We start from the raw sequence: 22043 nt of genomic DNA, 5'->3' as shown, positions 1-22043 counted from the left end.
GCGGTCCTGACCGCGAAAACCACTCACAGGCGTTCGAGCTCCGGGACGAGGTCGTCGAGGCCGAGCGTGCCCTGGGCGAGCGCCGCGGCGTGCCAGGCGGCCAGGTCGAAGCTCTCCCCGCGCGCGGTGTGCGCGGCCCGTGCCCGTTCCCGGCCGGTCAGCCAGGCCCGCTCGCCGAGCTTGTACCCGATCGCCTGCCCCGGCCCGCCGAGGTAGCGCAGCAGCTCGGAGTCGGCCATCGCATCGCCGGCGCCGACGTGGCGGCCGAAGAACTCCCGGCCCAGCTCCGGGGTCCAGACCTGCCCGGCACCGACCGGGGAGTCGTCGGGCACCCGTAGCGACAGGTGCATGCCCAGGTCGATCACCACGCGGACGGCGCGCAGCATCTGGCCGTTGAGGTAGCCCAGCCGCGAGCCCGGGTCGGCGTGGTGCCCGAGCTCGTCCATGAGCAGCTCGGCGTAGAGCGCCCATCCCTCGACGTCCGCGCTCACCGCGCCCACCAGCGACGTCTGGAACGTCGAGAGCTCCGAGGAGCGCAGCGCCCAGGACGCCAGCTGCAGGTGGTGGCCGGGGACGCCCTCGTGGTACCAGGTGCTGATCAGGTCCCACATCGGGTAGCGGTCGTCCGGGGTGGCCGGCAGCCAGGTGCGCCCCGGACGGGAGAAGTCCAGGGTCGGCGGCGTGTAGTAGGGCGCCGCGGCGCTGCCGGCGGGCGCGAGCCGGGACTCGACCTCACGGATCCGCCCGGACAGGTCGAAGTGCGTCCCGTCGAGCTCCGCGATCGTGTCGTCCATGATCTTCTGCAGGTGCGTGCGGGCCGCCTCGCCGCCCTCGACGACGCCGGTCGTGCCGCCGTCGGTGTCGAGCAGCGTCATGGCGTCGCGGACCGAGCCGCCCGGCACGATCCGCCCGGCCTCGACGGCCATCTCCTCGCGCAGCCGGCGGAACTCCGACCAGCCCCAGGCGTAGACCTCGTCGGGGTCGATGTCGGCGCCGTTCCAGAGCCGGGAGGCGATCCGGTAGCGGTCGGCGCCCACCGCGTCCGGGGTGCCCTCGGCGGCCGGGAGGTACTCGGTCCGCAGCCAGCTCCCGAGCTCGGCCAGCGCCGCGGACGCCGCCGCGGCACCGCGGTCGAGATCGGCCCGCACCGGTGCGCCGACCTCGGCGGGCGCGGCGAAGGCGGCGAACCAGCCGCGGCCGCCGGCGTCGGCGTTCCACGCGTCGATCTGCTCGGCGACCCGCACGACCTGGCGCGGTGCGGCGAGCAGCCCGCGCCGGCGGCCCTCGCTCAGTGACGCGCGGTACTGCTCGAGCGCCGCCGGCACCCGGGCCATGCGGGCGGCGACGGTCGCCCAGTCGCCGTCGTCCTCGACCGGCATGAGCGTGAACGCGGTCCGGACGGTCGCCAGCGGGCCGAACAGCTCCTGCACCGCCCGCAGCGGCTCACCCGACTCGACGTGGTCGATCTGGGCGCCGAGGCGCTCGGTGAGCAGCCGCGCGCAGCGCCGCTCGTCCGGGTCGGTGGGCTCGGCGAGCGCGGCGAGCCGGTCCAGGGTGTCCCGGGCGGCGGCGACGAGGGCGGCGGTCCCGTCGGGGGAGAGGTCGGGCAGCTCGTCCTGCCGGTCGTCGAACCCGAGGTCACCGGCGACGATCGGGTCGAGCTCGGCGAGCCGGCGGACGTGGTCGTCGGCGAGATCGCGCACGGCCCGGTCGGCGCCGACGGGGCTGGGGTGGGTGTGATCACTCATCGACGGCCATCATGCCCCTCGACGCGACGGAGCCCGGACCCCTGTCGCGGGATCCGGGCTCCGTGCGTGTGTGTTCCGAGCTCAGGCGATCTCGGCGCGCCGCTCGCGCAGCAGCTCCAGCCGCTCGTTGAGCAGCTCCTCGAGCTCGGCGATCGACCGGCGCTCGAGCAGCATGTCCCAGTGCGTGCGCGGGGGCTTCTGCTTCTTCTGCTCCGTCTCGGTCCCGTCGACCCGCCGGCCGAGGCCGCCCTGCGGCGACTCCCAGGTCGCCGGGGCCTCGGCGTCGTTCGCGAACGGCACCTCGAACTCGTGACCGGACTCGGACACATAACGGACCATCTGCCGCGGCGCCAGGTCGTGGTTGCGATCGGTCTCGTAGCTGACAGCCCCGAGCCGGCTGCCACGCAGAACGCGGTCGGCCATGCGTCGTCACCCTCCTTGCTGCTCTGTCGAGGCGGCGGCACCTCGACGGTCATGTCGCCGCCACCGGGTGTAACGTTCGTGGCGTCACGGAATTCCGGCGGCGGGGCAGTGAGTTTCCCCGGTTCTTACCCGGCGGTAACCCGCTCTGCGCCCGATGCGCCAGTGTTCCCTACTCCGGCCCGTTACACACGCTGATGTGACGTGTCAGCCATGTGTGACGCTAATCACCCTCAGGTCGCCGAGTGTTCACACCCCGGTCCGGGGAGCGCACCGGCAGCAGCGCGACCAGGCCCAACACCAGGACGACGACGATGCCGACGGTGCCCGCGCGGTCCGATCCGAACAGGTAGGTGAACAGCCCGATCAGCGCCGGGGCGAGGAACGAGACGGCCCGCCCGGTGGTGGCGTAGAGCCCGAACAGCTGGCCCTCCTGCCCGTCCGGGCACACCCGCAGCAGGTACGACCGCGATGACGCCTGCGCCGGGCCGACGAACACGCCGAGGACCAGGCCGAAGACCCAGAACATCGTCGGCCCGGACACCAGCAGCAGCACGATCCCGACGACCACGAGCCCCACCAGCGACCCGAGGACGACCGCCTTGGGCCCGAACCGGTCGTCGAGGCGACCCCCGGCGAGGGCGCCGAGCGCGGCGACGACGTTGATGGCGGCACCGAAGACGAGCACCTGGCCGGGGTCGAGGCCGTAGACGGTCACGGCGAGCACCCCGCCGAACGCGAAGATCGCATTGAGCCCGTCCCGGTAGAGCGCGCTCGCGCCGAGGAAGAACACCGTGTGCGGGCTCGCGCGGTACAGCGCGCGCAGGTCGGTGAGCAGCTTCCGGTACGAGCCGGCGACCCCCAGGCGCGGCGCCCCGGGCGCGGGCGGGGCGGTCTCGGGGAGCACGAGGAACATCGGCGTGGCGAACACCGCGAACCAGATCGCCGCGACCAGCACCGCGATCCGCACGTCGAAGCCGTCCGCGGTGGACACCCCGGCCAGGCCGCCGTCGCCGGACAGGAAGGCCACGTAGACCCCGAGCAGCAGGATGATCCCGCCGATGTAGCCCAGCGCCCAGCCGAACCCGGACACCCGCCCCACCGTCGACGGCGTCGCGACCTGGGCCATCAGGGCGTAGTAGGACACGGCGGCCAGCTCGATGAAGATCGATGCGAGGCCCAGCAGGAGCAGGCCCGCCCAGAGGTAGGTCCAGTCGTCGCGGACCCAGAACATCCCGATCATGCACAGCACGACCAGTGCGGTCCAGACGCCGGTGGCCCGCAGCCGTCGCCCCTTGCGGTCCGCGCTCTGCCCGAGCACCGGCGCCATCACCGCGATCAGCAGCCCGGCGGCCGCGGTGGACCAGGCCAGCCAGCTGTTCGCCGATACCTCGCCGGGCAGGTCCGCGCCTACCGCGTCGGTCAGGTACACCGAGAACACGAACGTCAGGGCGACGTGCTGGAAGCCCGACGACCCCCAGTCCCACAGGCCCCACGCCCACACGCGGGATCGGCGCGGCCCGGCCTCGGGGAGCACTGCTGCGGTCACCGGGCGAGCGTATCGGCGGGCCCCGGTCGCGGCCTCGGTGTGATCACGCAGATCCGGCCCGCTCGCCGATCACCTGCAGCAGGCGGTCGGGCCGGTCCGAGAGCAGCCCGTCGGCACCGTGGTCGAGCAGCCGGTGCATCTGCACCGGCTCGTCGACGGTCCAGACGTGCACCTCCCGGCCCGAGGCGTGCGCGGCGCGCACGAACCGCCGGTCCGAGGCCACCGGGATCCGCCCGAACGCGGGCGGGACCTGCGCGAGCTCGCCGCTGAGCCGGGGCAGCAGCCGCTGCGGGGCGCCCCACGCGCGGGCCCGCAACGCGGTCACCGCGTGCTGCCCCATCGAGGTGCAGAGCTTGGGCCCGGCCGCCAGCCGGGCCGTGACGAGCCGGCGGTCGTGGAACGCGCCCAGGCACACCCGGTCCCAGGCGCCGGCGGCGTCGACCGCGGCGAGCGTGGGGGCGACCACGGCGTCGGACTTCAGCTCGATCGTGATCCGCACACCGGGGACGGCGGCCAGCACGTCGGTCAGCCGCGGCAGCGGCTCCCGGCCGCGCACCCGCACCGCGTCCAGCTCGGCCGCAGGCAACGCGTCGATGCGCCCGGTCCGGTCGGTCGTGCGCTCCAGGGTCGGGTCGTGGTGCACGAACGGGACGCCGTCGGCGCTGGCGTGCACGTCCAGCTCGACGTAGCGCAGGCCGTGGTCGGCGGCGGCGACGAACGCGGCGAGCGTGTTCTCGCAGCCGTCGAGCTCGCCGACGTGCCAGCCGCGGTGGGCGTAGGCGCGCGGGTACGGGCCGTCGAGGTAGGGGTGCGGCACACCGGTCAGCCTGGCACCTCGAAGATCGCGCCACCACGCGGCAACCGGAAACCCTCGGTGTCGAGCAGGGGGCGCAGCAGATCGCCGTGCTCCTCGAGCCGCGCGGGCAGATCGTCGCAGGTGAACACCAGATCCTCGGGCTCGCGGCAGGCGTGCACCTCGTCCCAGGTGAGCGGCGTGGCGACGGTCGGGCGCTCCCGCCCGCGCAGCGAGTACGACGCGATCGTCGTCTTCGCGGTGTTGTTCTGGCTCCAGTCGACGAACACCTTCCCGCGCCGCCGGGCCCGGGTCATCACCGCGATCGTCTCCCGCGGGTGCTCGGCCGCGAGCCGCTCGGCGACCTCACGGGCGAACTCGGCGGTGCGCTCCGGCTCGGTGACCCGCACCGGCAGGTAGAGCTGCATGCCCTTCCCGCCGGAGGTCGACGGGTACACCGCCAGCCCGTGCTCGTCGAGCAGGGCGCGCAGCCGCTCCGCGACCCGGCAGCAGTCGACGACGGTCGTGCCCTCCCCGGGGTCGAGGTCGAACACGACCCGGTCCGGCGGGTGCCGGCCGTCCCGCGGACCCAGGCGCCACTGCGGTACGTGCAGCTCCAGCGCCGCCAGGTTCGCCGCCCAGGCCAGCCCCTCGGCGTCGGTGATCACCGCGAAGTCGGCGGACTCGGACCGGCCACCGGGCGTCCCGACCCGGGCGGTGCGCAGCCACGGCGGCGCGTGCCCGGACACGTTCTTCTCGAAGAACGAGGACTTCTCCACCCCGTCCGGCCAGCGCTTGAGCGTGGCGGGGCGGCCGTCGACGTGCGGCAGCATCACCTCGGCGACGGCCAGGTAGTGGGCGAGCACGTCGGCCTTCGTCGTCCCGGTCGCCGGGTAGAGCACCTTGTCCGGGTTGGACAGCGACGCGCGGCCGTGACCGGTCCGCGGTGCCGCCCCGCCCGGGCGCTCCGGTCTCCGGGCGCTCCGCCGGGGCGCCGGCGTCGTGTCGTCCACCCGTACCTCCACCCAGTCGTCCGACGGGCCACCCGGTTCCGGGTAGGCCGACCCCTCCCGCACCGCCACGACCCCCGGCAGCCCCTGCCCGCGCACGGCGTCGAGCAGCGGGCCCCCGGAGTTCGGGTAGAGCGGGACGACGCGGCGGTGCGGCCCGTCGAGGGGGAGTGCCTCCAGGACCGCGCGCCGGTCGGCGAGCGCGAGCGGCCGGACGTCGCGACCGCCGGTGTGCAGCACGTCGGCGACCCACAGCTCCCCGGCGTCGGTCAGCTCGGCGTCGAGCAGGTGCCCGCCGGCGCCGAGCGCGGGGCCGAGGTCGCGCAGGGGAGCGGGGGCCGGGACCGCCGCACCGGGGACGCCGCCGTCGGCCGGGTGCAGGGTGAGCCGGCCGCCGTCGCTGCGCACGAGCACCCGCTGCCCGCCGAAGACCGGGCGTACCTGCCAGCCGTGCCCGGACGGGAGCCGGTCCGCCGGCGTGGGGACGGCGAGGGAGACGGCACGGGGGAGCGGTGCCCCGCCCGGCGCCGCGGAGCCAGGCTGTTCGCGGGTGCGGCGCAGCAGCCAGCGGTCCTGCCGCTCGCCCGGGCGGTGCAGGAGGACGAACCGCCCGCGGGCGCGGGTGCCGTGCAGCACGAACGCGACCTCGCGGTCGTTCCACTTCTCGGTCTCGTAGTGCCCCGAGTCCCAGACCGTCATCCGGCCGCCGCCGTACTCGCCCCGCGGGATCTCGCCGTGGAAGTCCAGATACTCCAGCGGATGGTCCTCGGTGCGCACGGCCATCCGCACGGTCTCGGCGTCCTCGGGCAGCCCCTTCGGCACGGCCCACGAGGCCAGCACTCCGCCGCGCTCCAGGCGCAGGTCCCAGTGCAGCGCCGTGGCGTGGTGCTCCTGCACGACGAACCGGTCGTCGCCGGCGGTCTGCGGGACGTCCTCGGGCACCGGCTCCGGCGTGCGCCGGGGGTCGCGCTTGCGGCGGTACTCCTCCAGCGGCACGGGGCCAGCGTAACGAGCCGGGTCTTGTGGGGCCCGCCGTCGCAATGTCAGGATAGGGTTGCCTATCCCGAAGCAAGGGGCTCCTGAGATGAGGGGTTTTGAAGCAAGGGACACTGACACAAGGGGACACCGTGTTCGCGTGCATCTGTGCTGCGGTCACCGAGACCGAGGTTCGTGACAGCATCCGTGGCGGCGCGCGCTGCGTGGACACGATCGGTGACGCCTGCGGTGCCGGTACCGGCTGCGGGAGCTGCCACCATCGGCTCGAGACGATCCTGATGACGCACTCCGCCGGTGAGCGGATCGGCGAGCTGCCCGCCGCCGGATGAGCGCGCGACCTCGCCTCTGTGCAGGTGAGCCTGTACGACGGTGAGTCGGTCCTGATCGTCGGCGCCGCTGTGTGCTGGCTTACATTCGTCGTCCGACAGCACCGGACCGACGGATCGGATCAGCCATGCGCGGCGACGACGAGATCATCAGCCTGCTGAACGAGCAGCTGACCAGCGAGCTCACGGCCATCAACCAGTACTTCCTGCACGCCAAGCTGCAGCAGAACTGGGGGCTCACGAAGCTCGCGGCCTACACCCGCAGCGAGTCGATCGACGAGATGCGGCACGCCGAGGAACTCACCGACCGGATCCTGTTCCTGGAAGGCCTGCCGAACTACCAGCGGCTGTTCACGATCAACGTGGGGCAGACCGTGCGTGAGCAGCTCCAGGCCGACCTGGCGATCGAGCAGGGCGTGGTGGAGCGTCTGCGGCCCGGGATCGCGATGTGCCGCGAGAAGGGCGACATCACCTCGGCGAACCTGTTCGAGAAGATCCTCGCCGACGAGGAGCACCACATCGACTACATCGAGACCAACCTCGAGCTGATGGACACCCTCGGCGAGCAGCTGTACCTGGCCCAGCTCGTCGACCAGCCGCCGACGGCGGGCTGAACCCGCCCGGACGCCTCCGGTGCGCGGAATTATGACAGTTTCCGCGTTCCGAGGGGCGGGTGCGGGGGTGCGGCGGTGGAGGGTCGACGGCGCCGTCGACCCCGTACCTGACGCTGCTGGTCCCGGCGTGCCCGGGACGACCCGCGAGCACCGGAGGGCCGGCGGCGAGCCGATCACCGGGCCGCAGCGTTCGTACCTGGAGACGTTGCTGCAGCGGGCCGGTGCGGCCGCGCCGGCCCGCCCGGAGTCCGCGCCCGGTGGGTCCCGCGCACGGCGAGTTCGCGCCCTGCACCGAGCCCGACGCTGTCCCGAGGGGCACCCTCGTGGCGCCATGTGCCTCCAGGGTGCCCCTCGGGGCGTTTTTCGCGGCTCTGCGACGTTGCATCGTGCGCGGAGGCTCCTGTCTCCGGTAAGCCGATAATGCACGTTATGACAATATGAGCGGCGGAGCGTGCCGCCGACCCCCCTCCCTGTCGGGCGCGAGTGAACGTTGCGTTCCGTATCGACGGGTCGTACCGTCACCAGTGAACGGTTCGTTCACTACGAGCGAAGACGAAGGGCAGCATGACGCACGCCCCCACCCGGCCACCTGCCGCCACCGGACACGTCCTCCCGCTCACCGCGCTCGGCCGCGACGACCTCGCGGTCGCCGGCGGCAAGGGAGCCAACCTCGGTGAGCTGGTCCGCGCCGGTCTGCCCGTACCCGAGGGCGTGGTCGTCACGACCGACGCCTACGCCGCGGTCGTCGAGGCCGCCGGTCTCGGCCCGGACCTCGCCGGAGCGGACCAGGACGCCGGTGCCGCGCTGCGGGCCGCGTTCGCCGCCGTGGAGATCCCCGGCGAGCTGCGCACGGCGATCCTCGACGCCTACACCGGCCTCGGCGCCGGTCCCGTGGCCGTGCGCTCCAGCGCCACCGCCGAGGACCTGCCCGGTGCCGCCTTCGCCGGTCAGCAGGACACCTTCCTCAACGTGCTCGGTCCCGAGTCGCTGCTCGACGCCGTCCGCCGCTGCTGGGGCTCGCTGTGGACCGAGCGGGCGATCGCCTACCGGGCGGCGCGCGACGTCGACCCGGCCGGGGTCGGCATCGCGGTGGTGGTGCAGCGGATGGTGCCGGCCGCGTTCGCGGGCGTGCTGTTCACCGCCGACCCGGTCAGCGGCGACCGGGACAGCGTGGTGATCGACGCCGGTCGCGGGCTCGGCGAGGCCGTGGTGTCCGGGCTGGTCACACCGGACCACTACGTGCTCGACGGCACCGGGCGCGTGCGCGAGCGGCGGCGCGGACGGCAGGAGGTCGTGGTGCGCGGTGTCGCCGGTGGCGGCGTCGAGCACCGGCCCGGCACGGCGCCCGGGAACACCGGCCCGGCCTCCGAGGAGCTCCCCGACGCGACACTCGCCGAGCTGGCCCGGCTCGGCCGGGCGGCCGCCGCACACTTCGGCCGCCCGCAGGACGTCGAGTGGGCCTGGGCCGACGGGCGCCCCTGGCTCGTGCAGGCCCGCCCGATGACCGCACTCCCCCCGCCGCCGCAGCCGTTGTCGCGGTTCCAGCGCTTCGCCGGGCCACAGTTCCTCGAGATGCTGCCGAGCCGGCCGTACCCGATGGACGTCAGCGGCTGGATCCGTCCGGGGATCGGCCGGATGGTGCAGCGGATGCTGGCCGAGATCCCCGGGCTGCGGATCGACTTCGCCGAGATCCTGCCCGAGGTGGACGGGGTGGTCGACCGGCTCGTCCCACCACGGCCGCGGCCCACCCGCCGGCTCCTCACCGCGCCGGCCCGCAACCTGCCCCGGATCCGGCGGTTCCGGCCGCGGGAATGGACCCGCGACCCGCGGTTCGAACGCTTCGAACGGGAGATCCGTGAACTCGGAGCGGTGGACCCGCGCGCGCTCGGCTGGGCCGAGCTGCGTGAGATCCCCCGGCGCGCGCTCGCGACCGCGGACCTCGTCACCGACCTGCGGGTGGACTACCTGCCCCGCTCCGGTGTCGACCTGGCGGCGCTGAGCGTCCTGCGCACGCTGCTGGGCCGGCGGGACGGGACCGGGACCGTCGGTACCCGCACCCGCACCGAGGACGCCAACCGGGCGCTCGCCGACCTGGCCGGGCTGGTGCGTGCCGATCCGGCGCTGCGCGCGGCCGTCGAGACGGAGCCGTCCGCGCTCGGCGAGCGGATCGAGTGCGACCCGGCGTTCGCGGCGTTCCGCACCGCCCTCGCGGCGTTCCTCGACGAGTACGGGCACCGCGAGACCGCGAGTGCCCTGCTGCTGTCCGCGCCCACCTGGGGTGAGGCCCCGCAGGTCGTGCTGGGGATGGTCCGGATGCTCCTCGACGAGCCCCCGCCGGCACGGTCACCCGGGACCCGGGCCGAGGAGCGGCTGCTCGGTCATCCCCTGGTGCGGCTGACCCGGTCCGGACCGTGGGTCGGCGACCTGCTGACCGCGGCCCGGGCCGGCGTCGCGTTCCGCGAGGACACCCACTTCCACGGCACCCGCGTGCTACCGGTGCTCCGGCGGGCCGTACTGGAGACGGCCCGCCGGCTGACCGGCTCCGGTGCGCTCGGGGCCGTCGAGGACGTCTGGCACCTGCGCCTGGAGGAGCTCGAGGCCCTCGACGATCCGGCCGCGCTCTCCCCCGCCGCGGCCGAGCGGGTGCGCGCCACGGTCCGGGACCGCGCGGCACGGCGCGCGGAGCTGGCCGGGGTCCCGCTCATCGCCCCGTCGGCGTTCGGATCCGGGCACCCCGGCGACGGTGACGCCCTGCTCGGCGGGACCCCCGCCGGTGGCGGCCGGGCCACCGGGCCGGTCCGGGTGATCCGCGACGCCACCGATGCCGGCCGGCTGCGCAGTGGCGACGTGCTGGTCTGCCCCTACACCAACCCGGCCTGGACGCCGCTGTTCCAGCGCGCGTGCGCGGTCGTGGTCGACACCGGCGGCATCGGCTCGCACGCCGCGATCGTCGCCCGCGAGTACGGCATCCCGGCCGTGATGGGCACGGTGACCGGCACGAGCGTGCTGACCGACGACCAGGTGGTCACCGTCGACGGGGACACCGGCCGGGTCACCGGGGCGGACCGGTGAGCCCGTCGTCGACGACCGCGGACGGCACCGACCACCGCAGGCGGCCGCGCCGGCGCGGCGCGGCGCTGGAGGCGGCGATCCTCGACGCCGTGCTGGCCGAGCTCACCGAGGTGGGCTACGGGCAGCTGTCGATGGAGCGGGTGGCCGAACGGGCCGGCGCCGGCAAGGCCTCGCTGTACCGGCGCTGGCCGAGCCGGGTCGAGCTGGCCATGGACGCGGTGTACCACGCGTTCCCCGACCCGGCCGCCCCGCCGGACACCGGCAGCCTGCGCGGGGACCTGCTCGCCGTCGTACGCGGGGTGGCCGAGCAGCTGGCCGGACCCGCCGGCCGGGCACTGGCCGGTGTGCTGAGCGACGCCCTCGGCGACCCGGAGCGGGCGCGGCAGGTGCGGTCCCACTCGCGCGGCTCGAGCCAGGCCGGCATGCGTGAGATCGCCCGGCGCGCGATCGCCCGCGGCGAGGTGGATCCGGCCGTGGTCACCGAACGTCGGCTCGAGACCGGGCACGCCCTGGTGCGGCACCACTTTCTCAGCCACGGCGCCCCGATCGCGGACGACGTGCTCGTCGAGATCACCGACGAGGTGGTGATCCCGCTGCTGCAGCTCCGATGATCGGTGAGTCGTGTCGGGTCGGTGCCGGATCCGGCACCGACCCGACACGAGCCCGCGATCACGTCGTCGGGTCGAGCACGCGCCGCGCCGCGAGCGCCAGCGAGGCCCGGAGCAGCCCCGCCGGTTCGGTCAGCTCGATGCCCGAGGTCCGCGCGATCCGACCGAGCCGGCGGGCGACGCTGCTGTGGTGCAGGTGGAGGACCTCGGCGGCCCGGCGGACCGAGCCGGTGGCGCAATACGCCTCCAGGGTCCGCAGCTCGTCCGGGTCGCCGGCGATCCGGTCGATCGCCACCACGTCCGGGTTCTCGCGGGCGAGGTCCTCGGGCACGTGCGCGAGCAGCGCGAGGGCCCCGAGCTCGTCGTGGTGCACCACCGGACGGTGCGCGGTCGCGAACCGCAGGGCGGTGCGGGCCTGTTGCCAGGACCGGCTCGGGTCCCCGGCGTCGCCGACGCCCGCGCGGAGATCGGCCGGGAGCCGCGCGGCCCGGTCGACGGTGGTCGCGAGCAGGACCCCCACGTCGGCGAGCTGCGCCGCCTTGACCGGACGGTCCGGGCAGACCAGCCGCCCGACCCGGTCGAGCGGAACCCGCGTGCGAACGGCCACGACCCGGACCGGCCGGTCCGGGTCGAACCCCAGCAGCCGCAACGCCCTGGCCCGGGCCATCGGGTCGCTGTCCGCGCTGGTCACCAGCTCGACGAGGGCGGGATCGGCCATCGTGGTGCGGGCGGGGCCGTACCGCTCGACGACCGCGGCGGCGGCGATCGCCAGCCGCTCGAGCAGCACCTCGTCCAGCGGCGCCGCGGGCCCGGGCCGTTCCAGCCACACCGTGCCGATCTCCTCGCCGTCGAGGACGATCGGTACGCCACCGTCCGCGGCCGACGACGTACCGGGGACGTCCCGCCCGTCGGGTGCGACGCGGAGGACCTGCCCGGTGCCGTGCAGCCGGATCCCCGCACCGCACTCGGCCAGCGCCGCCGAGGCCCGGGCCAGCGCCGCCAGATCCACCCGGCGGCGCATCAGGGTGTCGTAGGAGGCGACGACCCGGATCGCGCCCTCGGCGTGCGGGTCGAGGGCCGAGAGCCGCACCGCCAGTGCCTCCATGACGCCGAAGGATAGGACGCCGGAGGACGGGCCGGACCCGCCGATCGGTGCGTGAACCGAGCAGGACCCGCGACGATCGGCGGGTGATCCCGGGGTGCCGCGCCGGAAGGATCGACGGCATGGATCCCGAACTCGAGGCATTCCTCCCGTTCTTCCCCCGCGAGGAGCTCGACGACCCGGTCGAGAACCGCCGCAACTTCGCCCGGCGGGCCGCCGCGATCCCGGAGCCCGACACCGGCGGGCTGGAGATCGAGGACCGCACGGTGCCCGCGGACCCGGACGTCGCGATCCGGATCTACCGCCCCGCCGGCGCCCGCGGTGCCCTGATCTGGCTGCGTGGCGGCGGCTGGGTCATGGGCGACCTCGACACCGAACGGCACTGGACCACCCGGCTGGCGGCCGGCTCGGGCGCGGTGGTGATCTCGGTGGACTACCGCCCGTCCCCGGAGCACCGGTTCCCGGCCGCGCTGGACGACGTCTGCGCCGTGCTGTCCTGGACGGCCGCGCACGCCGGGGAGCTCGGCATCGACCCGGACCGGATCGCCGTCGGCGGGCACAGCGCCGGAGCGGGGCTCGCGGCCGCGGCGAGCCTGCGCTGCCGCGACAGGCAGGGTCCGCCGCTCTGCTTCCAGCTGCTCAACCAGCCGGTGCTCGACGACCGCCAGGACACCTGGTCGCAGCGGAACTTCACCGACACACCCCTGCAGAACCGCGACACGCTCACCGCGGCGTGGCGGCACTACCTCGGCGGCGGGACCGCCACCGCGTACGCCGCCCCGGCCCGGGCCACCGACCTGTCCGGACTGCCCCCGGCCTACATCGCCACCGCCGAGTTCGACCCGCTGCGCGACGAGGACATCCACTACGCGCTGCGCCTGATGGAGGCCGGGGTGCCGGTGGAGCTGCACCAGTGGCCCGGCACCTTCCACGGGTCGCAGGCGCTCCTCTCCGCCGAGGTCTCCCAGCGCCAGGTCGCCGAGATCAACGCGGTGCTGCGCCGCGTGCTGACCGCCTGACCCGCGTCCCCGATCACGACACGACACGACACGACACGAGAGGACATCCGACATGACCCTCACCCCGGCCCCGCTGCTCGGCTCGCTGGTCCACCTGCACCCGGACGGCGCCATCCGCACCGAGCGGCCCGAGGCGGACACCGATCTGGACCGGGACGGCTGGCTGCTGATGGTGGCGCGCGCGGAGAGCGACGACGACGTCCACGGCGACCACTGGGAGTGCCACACCGGCGGCGACGAGCTCGTCGCCTGCCTCACCGGCGGGCTGCGCCTCGTGCTGCGCGCGGACCGGCCGGGCGAGGCGGACGAGGAGATCGTGCTGGCCGCCGGGACCGCAGCCGTCGTGCCCCGCGGGCGCTGGCACCGCCTCGCCCTCGACGCCCCGAGCGACATGGTGGCGGTGACGCTGCCGCGCGGCACCCGCACCGAGGAGCGGACAAAGCCCCGCGTGTCGGGGAGACCGATCTCGCCCTGAGGTCCCACGAGGGCCCCGACGGGCTTAGGTTGGTCGCCGTGAAGGTTCTGTTGCTCGAAAACATCCACCCCGGCGCCGCCGAGGCGTTCGAACGCGCGGGCTTCGAGGTCGAGACCCGGCCCGGCTCGCTGTCCGGCGACGAACTCCTCGACGCGGTATCCGGCGTGCAGTTGCTCGGCATCCGCTCCAACACCACCATCACGGCGGAGGTGCTCGACGCGGCGAAGGACCTGCTGGCGGTCGGCTGCTTCTGCATCGGCACCAACCAGGTCGACCTCACCGCGGCCGCCGAGCGGGGCATCGCGGTGTTCAACGCCCCCTACTCCAACACCCGCAGCGTCGTCGAGCTGGTGCTGGGCGAGATCGTCGTGCTGGCCCGCCGGCTGACCGAGAAGACCCAGCGGATGCACGAGGGTGTCTGGGACAAGTCGGCGCGGGGCAGCCACGAGTTCCGCGGGCGCACGCTGGGCATCGTCGGCTACGGCAACATCGGTACCCAGCTGTCGAACATGGCCGAGGCCGTCGGCCTGCGGGTGATCTTCTACGACACCGCCGACCGGCTCGCGCACGGCAACGCCCGCCGCGTCCCGACCGTGGACGCGCTGCTGGAGGAGGCGGACATCGTCTCGATCCACGTCGACGGCCGCCCGGGCAACGCCGGGCTGTTCGGCGCGGAGCAGTTCGCGAAGATGAAGCCGCGCTCGATGTTCATCAACGCCTCGCGCGGCATGGTGATCGACGAGCAGGCTCTGCGGGAGAACATCCTGTCCGGGCACATCGCGGGTGCCGCCGTGGACGTGTTCCCGATCGAGCCCAAGGCCCAGGGCGACGCGTTCGACTCGCCGCTGCGCGGCCTGGACAACGTCATCCTCACCCCGCACATCGGCGGGTCGACGCAGGAGGCCCAGGAGGAGATCGGCTACTTCGTCTCCACCAAGCTGCGCGACTTCGTCACCGGCGGCGCCACGCCGCTGTCGGTCAACCTGCCGAACGTGGCGGCGCCGCGGCCGGCGGGCGTGTTCCGGACCTGCTACCTGCACACCAGCGCCCCGGGTGTGCTGGCCGACATCAACCGGCTGCTCGCCGACTCGGGGGTGAACGTGACCGGGCAGGCACTGTCCACCGCCGGGGAGCTCGGGTACGTCCTCACCGACACCGACCGGGTGCTGCCCGACGACGTGCTGTCCGCGCTGCGCAAGGCGCCGGAGACCGTCTGGCTGCGCTCCTACGAGCTCTGAGCGGTCAGACGCAGGTGCCGTACTCGGCGACGTCCGAGGGGTGCATCGGGCCGTGCTCGCCGTGGTGCACGACGAAGTCCACGCTGGACGGGCGGCGGAACAGTCCGCCGCCCGTCCGCCGGCGGTAGACCAGGGGCGCGCACCGGTAGCCGAACAGCGCCCGCGCCCAGCCCTCGGCCTCGCCCCGGGGCAGCGCGTCGCCGTCGGGGACCGTGATCGTCAGCTCCCAGATCCCGACGCCGGCGGCCGGGGCGGCACCGTCGGGTGCCGTGGCGGCGACCAGGGTGAGCCGGGAGCCGCCGCCCAGCGCGGCGACCGCCACCTCGCTGCGGTGCCAGTCCGGCAACGCGTGCGGGTACGGATAGTCCAGCAGTCCCCGGCGCAGGGCGGTCACGGCGTCGCCGTGCCGCTCCTGGATCAGCTGGGCGAGATCCACCGAACGCTTGCGGCGCAGGTCGGCATTGACCAGGCCGGATTCGACGGTCATCCCCGTGGCCCCATTTCCGCCCCGCCGCCGGGGGCCGATGCGCCCTCTCGGCGCGGCCGGCGTCCTGGTGGGGGACCTCGCGCGGTCTGGCGTCGGCACCGTGTTCTACGGCACGTAGAGCATTCTAGATCACACCTCGCGTGTGGGCGAGAGCGGGATCACATGATCGTCCGGTCACACCCGGTCGGCAGGTCCAGCCGCATGTGGACGCTGTTCGGATCATCCGGGTAGTCGGCGAACGGCGGGCACCGGACGAACCCGTGCCGCGCGTAGAGCCGGCGTGCGGGCGCGAAGAACGCCGTCGTCCCGGTCTCCAGGTACAACGACCGGTACCCGCGGTCGCGGGCGACACCGATCAGGTGCCCGAGCAGGGCCGAGGCCACCCCTCGTCGCTGCGCCTGCGGCGCGGTCCGCATCGACTTGATCTCTGCGCCGTCCGGGTCGAGCTCCTTCAGGGCGCCGCAGCCGACGAGCGTGCCGGCGTCGTGGACGGCCCAGACCGAGACGCCGGGACGGCGCAGCGCATCCAGGTCGAGCGCATGGCTGCTCTCCGGCGGCGACTGCGCGCGCACCTCCGCGAGATGCCCGGCCAGCAGCTCCGCGATCCCGGTTCCCGACAGGTCGTCGATCGCGATGCGCATGCCGGTTATCGTGCCGCACGGGCGGCGGGAACGGGTGTCGCGGCGATTTCGTGATTTCGCGGGACCGTATTCTCGCGAGCCACTCCCGATTCCGTCCCGTACCGGGGCGCCGGGCGCCGCCCGATTCCCGGCGACCGTGCGTGCCCGTCCCGGCCCGGCGGATCCCGGCCCGCCCGCGTCGCCGCGCCCGGATGATACCGGCGGCCCCGCGAGCCCGCCGAGATGCAGCTCAGCGTCGTGCAGAGATCGACAATTCACCCGGAGCCGCATCTCGGGGAGGATGGTCCGGGTACGAACGGTCGTCCGGGGGGCGCGTACTCCCGGCTCGCTCCGGGTGTCGGGACGGAACGGCGTCGTGGATATGCTCGGGCGGACGCCGGACACACTTCCGGACGGGCGACACGAGAGGAACTGCAGTGGCGAAGGTCGAGACGATCCGGCTCGTCGATGACATCAGTGGCGACGAGGCCGACGAGACCGTCGATTTCGGTCTCGACGGTCGCCTTTTCGAGATCGACCTCACTTCCGCCCATGCCGATCGGCTCCGTGCGGGACTCGCCCCGTTCGTGTCGGCCGCCCGGCCCTCCGACACCCCCGGGGCCCGCCGGTCCCGCGGCCGCGCCGCGGCGCAGCCGACCACCCCCGCTGCGTCCCCGGGCACCGGCTCGGACGCCGCGACCCGCGAGCACAACCGCGCCGTGCGGGCCTGGGCCCGGGAGAACGGCTTCACCGTCTCCGAGCGCGGCCGGATCCCCTCCGAGGTCGTCGAGGCCTACCGCCGGGGTACGCCCGCCCCGGCCTCCGCCGGTACGCCGACCCCGGCCGGGACCGCACGCCCGGAGCCGCAGCAGGCCACGGAGCAGAAGCCGGCCACGCAGCAGCCCGCGGCCGGGGAGAAGGCCGAGGGGAAGGCGGCGGAGAAGCCCGACGAGAAGGCGGATGCGAAGGCCGAAGAGAAGGCCGACGAGAAGGCGGATGCGAAGTCGGACGCGAAGCAGGCGCCGACGGTCCAGTTCAGCGGCTGAGGACGCGGTGTCGCACAGCCAGGGTGCGCCCGGCACCGTCGGCACCCGGGACGGCCGCACGCTGTACCTGCAGCGCACCCCCGGCCCGGCCGGGGTGCCGACGGTCGTGCTCGAGGCCGGGATGGGCGCCACCCGCTCGTCCTGGGCGGCGGTGCAGCGCGCCATCGCCGGACGGGCGCCCGTGGTCGTCTACGACCGGTCCGGGCTGGGCCGCAGCGCACCCGACCCGCGACCCCGCACCCTGCACCGGCTCGCGGCCGACCTGAACGACCTCCTCGACTGCCTCGACGACGGCCTCGACGGGCTCGCGGAACCGGCCGGGCCCGGCCCGCTCCCCGGCGGCCGGTACGTGCTCGCCGGACACAGCTGGGGCGGACCGATCGTGCGGAGCGCGGCCGCCGACCGCCCGGACCGGGTCCGCGGCCTCGTCCTGGTCGACCCGACCGACGAGGGCTGCGACCTGCTCCTCTCCCCCGCCTTCGCCACCCGCCAGCGCCGCACCGCCGCCGTGCTGCCCCTGTTCACCCGGCTCGGGGCGGCCCGGCTCGCCGCCGGATACCTCGCCCGCGCGCTGCCCGCCGACGCGGCCGCGGACCTGCGGGCCGAGTGGCTCACCCCGTCCGGGATCGCGGCCTACCTCGCCGAGTCCGCAGCGGTCTCCGAGGACCTGCAGCGGCTGCGGGACGAACCCCCGCCGAGCGGGCGGACACCGGTCACGGTCGTCTCCGGGGCGGCCCCGGCCCGGACGGGCCGGCGGGAGCGGGCGGCGCTCAACGCCGCGCACGCCGCCCGCGCCGCCGCGGGCCCCGAGCAGCGGCACGTCCTCGCGCTGCGTTCCGGGCACCTGGTCCCGGTCACCGAGCCCGAGCTCGTGGCCGGGGAGATCCTGCGCCTGACCCGGGCCTGACGCCTCCGGCGCGCCACCGTCCCGGCCGGGCAGGCTGGTGGTCCGGCACCGACAGCCGGTTCGACACGTGCCCGTGGTCCGACCCGGGCAGCACGAGAAGGAGACGACGATGGCGGTGGTCGCGGCGGCGACGTGGATGTGGCTGGGCATGGTGCTGGCGATCTCGTTCCTGGAGGCGCCGCTGAAGTTCCGCGCCCCGGGCATCACCACCGTGCTCGGCCTGGGCATCGGCCGGCTGGTGTTCCGCGCGCTGAACACCGCCGAGCTGGTGCTGCTGGTGGTCGTCGCGATCGCGCTGGTGGTCGCCCCCGGCACCGCGGTGACGGTCGGGCTCACGGCCGGCGCCGCCGTCGTGCTGGCGGCCCAGCTGCTCGCGGTGCGCCCGGCCCTGAGCCGGCGCACCGACGCCGTGCTGCACGGGTCCGACGCCCCGCGCAGCCACACCCACCTGGTCTACGTGGCCCTCGAGCTGGTCAAGGTCGTCCTGCTCGTCTGCCTCGGAGTGACCGCGCTCGCCTGATCAGCGGCTCGGCGAGGGGATGCCCGGCGGCGGGGCCGGCAACGGGCCCGGGGTGTACAGCCCGGAGCGCAGCACGTCGGTCTCCTGCAGCGTCGGGCCCACCGCGTTCGGCCGGTAGGGCTGGATCGCCTGCACCTTGCCCCAGTCCCGCCCCGGGTCGCCCTCGAGGTAGGTCGGCAGCTCGGTCTGCTTGCCGAGCACGGTGATCCAGCCCAGCGGGCCGCCGGCCTGCGGGGCCGACCAGCCCTCGCCGTCGGCGCGCATCCGGCTGCCGTCGGCCTGCAGCCGGTACGCCGGGATCTCGGCGATGCCGCCCGAGGTCTCGAACGGCCGCAGACACGGGCTGGCCAGCGACACCGGGTACTCCAGGAACATCGGCTGCTCCCCGACGATCCGCGACAGCGGCGCCAGCTGCGGCGCCCGGATCGGGGCGACGGCCAGCCAGCCGTCGGCGCCGAGGGAGTTGTCCTGGGCGACCAGCCGCACCTCGGTCGCGGCGCGGGCCGGTTCGGGCAGGTCGAACCGCAGCTCCCGCCACGGCATCTCCTCGCCGCGGCCGTCGTCCAGGGTGGTCTGCTCGACCACCTTCACCCGGCCGTCGGACAGCCGCGTCGCGTACTGCACGGTCAGCTTGTTCCCGCCGCCGAGGCGTCCGGCGGCGGTCACCACCAGCGGCGTCGTGCCGTCGCGCTGCTCGTCGGTCAGCGACGCCCACGGCGTGCGCAGCACACCGGTGTTCTCCCCGGACGGGTCGAAGCTGCCGAACGCGGGCGCCGCATCGGTGCCCAGGCCACCGGAGAGCACGTACTCGAACCCGGACACGCCCGAGCCGCCACCGGTCGGCGGGACGCCGTCGCGGTGGAAGCCGGAGCCGCCGCTGGCCGGATTCCGCAGCTCGGCCTCGGGACTGTTCGCCGGGACCGTGCCGGGCGGCAGCGGGGCCGGCGTCGTCGTGGACTCGCCCCCGGGCGGGGGTGGCGGGGCGACCTTCGGCAGCAGGTCCGGGTCGGCGGGCGGCGCCATCCCGGACGGCTCGGGGGCCGGGGGCAGCACGCCGTCCACCGGCCGCCGCTCGGCGTAGACCTGGCTGGCCAGGCCGCAGGAGCCGCCGAAGGGGTTGGACAGCGCGTCCGCGCCCATCGACCACGACCCGGCCTGGTTCTGCATGGCCGCGGTCACCGACCAGAGGTTGAACGTCACCAGCAGCCCGCACAGCACGGCCAGCGGAGCCGAGGTGAGCCGCAGCCGGCGCGTCGCCGCCAGGGCCGTGGACGCGTCCCGGCGCCAGTCCCGGGCCCGCCACCAGCGCCCGACCAGCGGGAGCCTGCCGATCGCGCGCTCGACCCCGGCGAGCTGGTCGGGATGGCGTTCCTCGCGGATCCCGCGCAGGTGCTCGACGCCGGCGCCCGCGGCCAGCAGCAGCGCGGCGACCAGCAGCAGCGTCGATGCCTCGTAGCCCCCGATGGTCACCTGCTCGCCGGCCCAGGGCACGCCCCAGTTGTTGGTGTACCACCACATGTTCGGCCCGGCCGCGGACAGCGCGGCCACCAGGAACGCCGCGGAGAGGAACGCCAGCCGGTTGCGCAGCGAGCGCAGCGCGTCGGACCCGGTGGCGATCGCGGCCAGGGCGACGATGCCCGAGCCCAGCCCGACCAGGTCGCCGAAGTGGTGGGTCCACTTGGTCGGCGTCATCGCCAGGATCAGCAGCGAGATGACCGTGCTGCCGATCAGCCGCTGCGCCGGCCCGAGCGCAGCGCCCGGGATGCGGGAGCGGCGGATCAGCACCACCACGCACGCGAGGATGCACAGGATGACCAGCAGCACCGGGAAGCGGCGGGCGATCGAGCCGTCCGCACCCTCACCGAACAGCGGCGCGTAGCGCTGCGCGATCTCGGTGTACCACTCCCAGTCCGGCCCGATGTCCGAGCGCAGCCGGGTCGAGTCGACGACCGCCGCCCAGCTCTGGTCGGCCCAGGCGATCATCAGGATCGCGGTGCCCGCGCCCAGCAGCGGCGCCAGCACCGGGATCACCCCGAACGCCCGGACCCGGGTGGCGAGCAGGTGCCACAGCGGCCGGATGCCGGCCAGGAACGGTGCGACCGCGATCAGCCCGGCCGGGTTCGCCCCGACCGCCATCGACGCGGCGAACAGCCCCAGCGCCACCGGCAGCACCCGCTGCAACGCGATCGCCCGCTCGACGCACACCAGCGCCAGCAGCGAGCAGACCACCACCACCGGCTCCGGTCGCAGGCCCGAGTTGTAGGCCATCCAGAACGCGAGGAACACCGCGGCCGCGGCCCAGGTGGCGGCGCGGGAGCGGCGGCCCTGCCTGCCGAGGCGGGGCAGCAGGCCGCGGGAGACCAGCCACCACGCGGTGACCGCCATGAGCACCGAGGGCAGCCGCAGCCACAGCAGCGAGTCCGAGACCTGCACCCACAGCGCGTAGAGGTCGTAGAACCAGCCGAACGGCGCCTCGGCGGCGTTGTACCAGCGGTAGTAGTTGCCGACGTAGCCCGAGCTCGGGACGTTGCGGACGATGCCGAGGGTGAACCCGTCGTCGGTGGTCTGGGTGCCGATCGCGGCCCACAGCCCCAGCACCGCGGTGACGGTGAGGTCGACCGGGCGCGGCCGGGCCCGGGTCCACCAGCGGCGCAGCCGCGGCGGCCAGCGTTCGGCGAGCCCGCCCGCCTCGCGCCCGGCGCGGTGCGGGCGGCGGCCGAGGTGCCGGTCCACCCCGGCCAGGGCCAGCAGCGAGGCGACCAGGGCCACGGAGGCGACGACGGTCGCGAGGGACTTCCAGACCGACGGGCTGGTGTCGAAGCGGGTGTCCGGGCTGATCCGAACGGCGGCCCCGTCGAGCGGGTCCGCGCTCTCGTCGAGGTCGGAGTAGACCCCGACCGACTGCGGCCGCAGGTCGCCCTCGAAGGTCTGCGCCCCCAGCCCGAGGTCGACCGTGCTCGACGCCGCGTCCGAGGTGATCCGCACGTCGAAGGGCCCCTCGCGCACCGGGGCAGCGGAGAGCTGCTGACCACGGTTGATCAGCAGCAGCTGGCCGTCGGCGACGGACAGCGCCATCCCCGAGCGGGCACCCTCCGGGGACTCCGGGGGCACGGTGGAGAGCACCGTGGCGGGCGCCGAGCTGCGGTCGTCGAGGCTGCGGATCGCGTCCGCGGGGATCGTCACCGACATCGACTCGGGGCGCAGCGCGACCAGCGGGGCGTTGACGTCCTGGGCCCCGGTCTCCGGGGACGGCCAGACGATCGTGTTCTCGTGCTGCACCACCGGGAGGAACGGGACCGCGACGGCGAGCACGAACGCGAGCAGGCCGAGCCCGCCCGCCCACTGCAGACGACGCCGGTCACGTGACGTGTCCGCAGTGTCCCGCTGCGTGATCGTAGGTTCCTCGGTGAGCACCGAACGACGGTAGCGACCCCGCTCCGGGGGGTACCGGCAGCCCCCGTGGGTCACCCTCACGACGGACGGTCACGACCGG

General features: G+C 74.7%; 20 protein-coding genes. 11 read left to right on the top strand and 9 right to left on the bottom strand.

Going from position 1 to position 22043, the window contains the following annotated elements:
* Window positions 1–23 precede the first annotated feature (23 nt).
* From BM093_RS05255 to ligD, 5 genes are all read right to left on the bottom strand, one after another.
* The gene (locus tag BM093_RS05255; RefSeq protein WP_093337973.1) at window positions 24–1748 is read right to left on the bottom strand and encodes a DUF885 domain-containing protein; all 1725 of its coding nucleotides are present in this window, start codon (window positions 1746–1748) and stop codon (window positions 24–26) included.
* Window positions 1749–1829: 81 nt separating this feature from the next.
* Window positions 1830–2171, bottom strand: coding sequence for an RNA polymerase-binding protein RbpA (locus BM093_RS05250; protein WP_093337970.1), 342 nt, complete (start codon window positions 2169–2171; stop codon window positions 1830–1832).
* Between the two features lie 220 nt (window positions 2172–2391).
* Complete coding sequence (locus tag BM093_RS05245) at window positions 2392–3717, bottom strand: MFS transporter (protein WP_245773308.1); 1326 nt, start codon at window positions 3715–3717, stop codon at window positions 2392–2394.
* A gap of 43 nt (window positions 3718–3760) precedes the next feature.
* A complete protein-coding gene (locus BM093_RS05240) occupies window positions 3761–4534 on the bottom strand; it encodes a glycerophosphodiester phosphodiesterase family protein (RefSeq protein WP_093337965.1) in 774 nt (257 codons plus the stop codon).
* Window positions 4535–4539: 5 nt separating this feature from the next.
* Window positions 4540–6516 carry a non-homologous end-joining DNA ligase gene (gene ligD / locus BM093_RS38130; RefSeq protein ID WP_218162668.1) on the bottom strand — a complete coding sequence of 659 codons (1977 nt, stop codon included), beginning with the start codon at window positions 6514–6516 and terminating at the stop codon, window positions 4540–4542.
* Between the two features lie 131 nt (window positions 6517–6647).
* Between ligD and BM093_RS05225 the strand changes: the two genes are divergently transcribed.
* The 5 genes from BM093_RS05225 to BM093_RS05205 all read left to right on the top strand — a co-directional run bounded on the left by BM093_RS05225 (window position 6648) and on the right by BM093_RS05205 (window position 11139).
* Window positions 6648–6845, top strand: coding sequence for a (2Fe-2S)-binding protein (locus tag BM093_RS05225; RefSeq protein ID WP_093337963.1), 198 nt, complete (start codon window positions 6648–6650; stop codon window positions 6843–6845).
* Window positions 6846–6970: 125 nt separating this feature from the next.
* Window positions 6971–7456, top strand: coding sequence for a bacterioferritin (bfr, locus tag BM093_RS05220; RefSeq protein WP_093337960.1), 486 nt, complete (start codon window positions 6971–6973; stop codon window positions 7454–7456).
* A gap of 31 nt (window positions 7457–7487) precedes the next feature.
* Window positions 7488–7877 carry a DUF3072 domain-containing protein gene (locus BM093_RS38315; RefSeq protein ID WP_093337958.1) on the top strand — a complete coding sequence of 130 codons (390 nt, stop codon included), beginning with the start codon at window positions 7488–7490 and terminating at the stop codon, window positions 7875–7877.
* Between the two features lie 143 nt (window positions 7878–8020).
* Window positions 8021–10528 carry a PEP/pyruvate-binding domain-containing protein gene (locus BM093_RS05210; RefSeq protein WP_093337955.1) on the top strand — a complete coding sequence of 836 codons (2508 nt, stop codon included), beginning with the start codon at window positions 8021–8023 and terminating at the stop codon, window positions 10526–10528.
* Complete coding sequence (locus BM093_RS05205; protein WP_093337952.1) at window positions 10525–11139, top strand: TetR/AcrR family transcriptional regulator; 615 nt, start codon at window positions 10525–10527, stop codon at window positions 11137–11139. The genes BM093_RS05210 and BM093_RS05205 overlap by 4 nt, the downstream gene beginning before the upstream one ends.
* Before the next feature lie 58 nt (window positions 11140–11197).
* Here the strand turns inward: BM093_RS05205 and BM093_RS05200 are convergent, their stop codons facing one another.
* Window positions 11198–12241 (bottom strand): PucR family transcriptional regulator, encoded by a 1044-nt coding sequence (locus BM093_RS05200; RefSeq protein WP_093337949.1) that lies wholly within the window; start codon window positions 12239–12241, stop codon window positions 11198–11200.
* A 119-nt stretch (window positions 12242–12360) separates the two neighbouring features.
* Here BM093_RS05200 and BM093_RS05195 point away from each other — a divergent pair, with 119 nt between their 5' ends.
* Genes BM093_RS05195 through serA form a run of 3 tightly spaced genes read left to right on the top strand, consistent with a single transcriptional unit; the run spans window position 12361 to window position 14970 of the window.
* Window positions 12361–13257, top strand: coding sequence for an alpha/beta hydrolase (locus tag BM093_RS05195; protein ID WP_177238277.1), 897 nt, complete (start codon window positions 12361–12363; stop codon window positions 13255–13257).
* A gap of 52 nt (window positions 13258–13309) precedes the next feature.
* The gene (locus BM093_RS05190; RefSeq protein WP_093337945.1) at window positions 13310–13732 is read left to right on the top strand and encodes a cupin domain-containing protein; all 423 of its coding nucleotides are present in this window, start codon (window positions 13310–13312) and stop codon (window positions 13730–13732) included.
* A gap of 38 nt (window positions 13733–13770) precedes the next feature.
* Window positions 13771–14970 carry a phosphoglycerate dehydrogenase gene (serA, locus tag BM093_RS05185; protein WP_093338130.1) on the top strand — a complete coding sequence of 400 codons (1200 nt, stop codon included), beginning with the start codon at window positions 13771–13773 and terminating at the stop codon, window positions 14968–14970.
* Window positions 14971–14974: 4 nt separating this feature from the next.
* Here the strand turns inward: serA and BM093_RS05180 are convergent, their stop codons facing one another.
* Complete coding sequence (locus BM093_RS05180) at window positions 14975–15457, bottom strand: hypothetical protein (RefSeq protein ID WP_093337942.1); 483 nt, start codon at window positions 15455–15457, stop codon at window positions 14975–14977.
* Window positions 15458–15615: 158 nt separating this feature from the next.
* A complete protein-coding gene (locus BM093_RS05175; protein ID WP_093337940.1) occupies window positions 15616–16098 on the bottom strand; it encodes a GNAT family N-acetyltransferase in 483 nt (160 codons plus the stop codon).
* Between the two features lie 416 nt (window positions 16099–16514).
* On the opposite strand from BM093_RS05175, the gene BM093_RS38125 reads away from it, so the two are divergent.
* From BM093_RS38125 to BM093_RS05160, 3 genes are all read left to right on the top strand, one after another.
* Window positions 16515–17123, top strand: a complete 609-nt coding sequence (locus BM093_RS38125) for a histone-like nucleoid-structuring protein Lsr2 (RefSeq protein ID WP_093337937.1) — start codon at window positions 16515–16517, stop codon at window positions 17121–17123.
* A gap of 7 nt (window positions 17124–17130) precedes the next feature.
* Window positions 17131–18030 (top strand): alpha/beta fold hydrolase, encoded by a 900-nt coding sequence (locus tag BM093_RS05165; RefSeq protein ID WP_218162667.1) that lies wholly within the window; start codon window positions 17131–17133, stop codon window positions 18028–18030.
* Between the two features lie 109 nt (window positions 18031–18139).
* A complete protein-coding gene (locus BM093_RS05160; protein WP_093338127.1) occupies window positions 18140–18550 on the top strand; it encodes a hypothetical protein in 411 nt (136 codons plus the stop codon).
* Here BM093_RS05160 and BM093_RS05155 read toward each other — a convergent pair whose 3' ends face one another.
* Window positions 18551–21964: an arabinosyltransferase domain-containing protein gene (locus BM093_RS05155; RefSeq protein ID WP_177238276.1), complete on the bottom strand. Its 3414-nt coding sequence runs from the start codon at window positions 21962–21964 to the stop codon at window positions 18551–18553.
* Between the last annotated feature and the right edge of the window lie 79 nt (window positions 21965–22043).

It is taken from the genome of Pseudonocardia ammonioxydans (genome assembly GCF_900115005.1).
GTDB lineage: Bacteria > Actinomycetota > Actinomycetes > Mycobacteriales > Pseudonocardiaceae > Pseudonocardia > Pseudonocardia ammonioxydans.
Note: the sequence above shows the minus strand (reverse complement) of the source record. Positions and strands in the feature narration are given on the sequence as shown.

Coding starts and splice junctions, on each gene's coding strand:
- BM093_RS05255 (WP_093337973.1), bottom strand. CDS start 1,748: ATGAGTGATCACACCCACCCCAGCCCCGTCGGCGCCGACCGGGCCGTG.
- BM093_RS05250 (WP_093337970.1), bottom strand. CDS start 2,171: ATGGCCGACCGCGTTCTGCGTGGCAGCCGGCTCGGGGCTGTCAGCTAC.
- bfr (WP_093337960.1), top strand. CDS start 6,971: ATGCGCGGCGACGACGAGATCATCAGCCTGCTGAACGAGCAGCTGACC.
- BM093_RS38315 (WP_093337958.1), top strand. CDS start 7,488: ATGACAGTTTCCGCGTTCCGAGGGGCGGGTGCGGGGGTGCGGCGGTGG.
- BM093_RS05210 (WP_093337955.1), top strand. CDS start 8,021: ATGACGCACGCCCCCACCCGGCCACCTGCCGCCACCGGACACGTCCTC.
- BM093_RS05200 (WP_093337949.1), bottom strand. CDS start 12,241: ATGGAGGCACTGGCGGTGCGGCTCTCGGCCCTCGACCCGCACGCCGAG.
- BM093_RS05195 (WP_177238277.1), top strand. CDS start 12,361: ATGGATCCCGAACTCGAGGCATTCCTCCCGTTCTTCCCCCGCGAGGAG.
- BM093_RS05190 (WP_093337945.1), top strand. CDS start 13,310: ATGACCCTCACCCCGGCCCCGCTGCTCGGCTCGCTGGTCCACCTGCAC.
- BM093_RS05180 (WP_093337942.1), bottom strand. CDS start 15,457: ATGACCGTCGAATCCGGCCTGGTCAATGCCGACCTGCGCCGCAAGCGT.
- BM093_RS05175 (WP_093337940.1), bottom strand. CDS start 16,098: ATGCGCATCGCGATCGACGACCTGTCGGGAACCGGGATCGCGGAGCTG.
- BM093_RS05160 (WP_093338127.1), top strand. CDS start 18,140: ATGGCGGTGGTCGCGGCGGCGACGTGGATGTGGCTGGGCATGGTGCTG.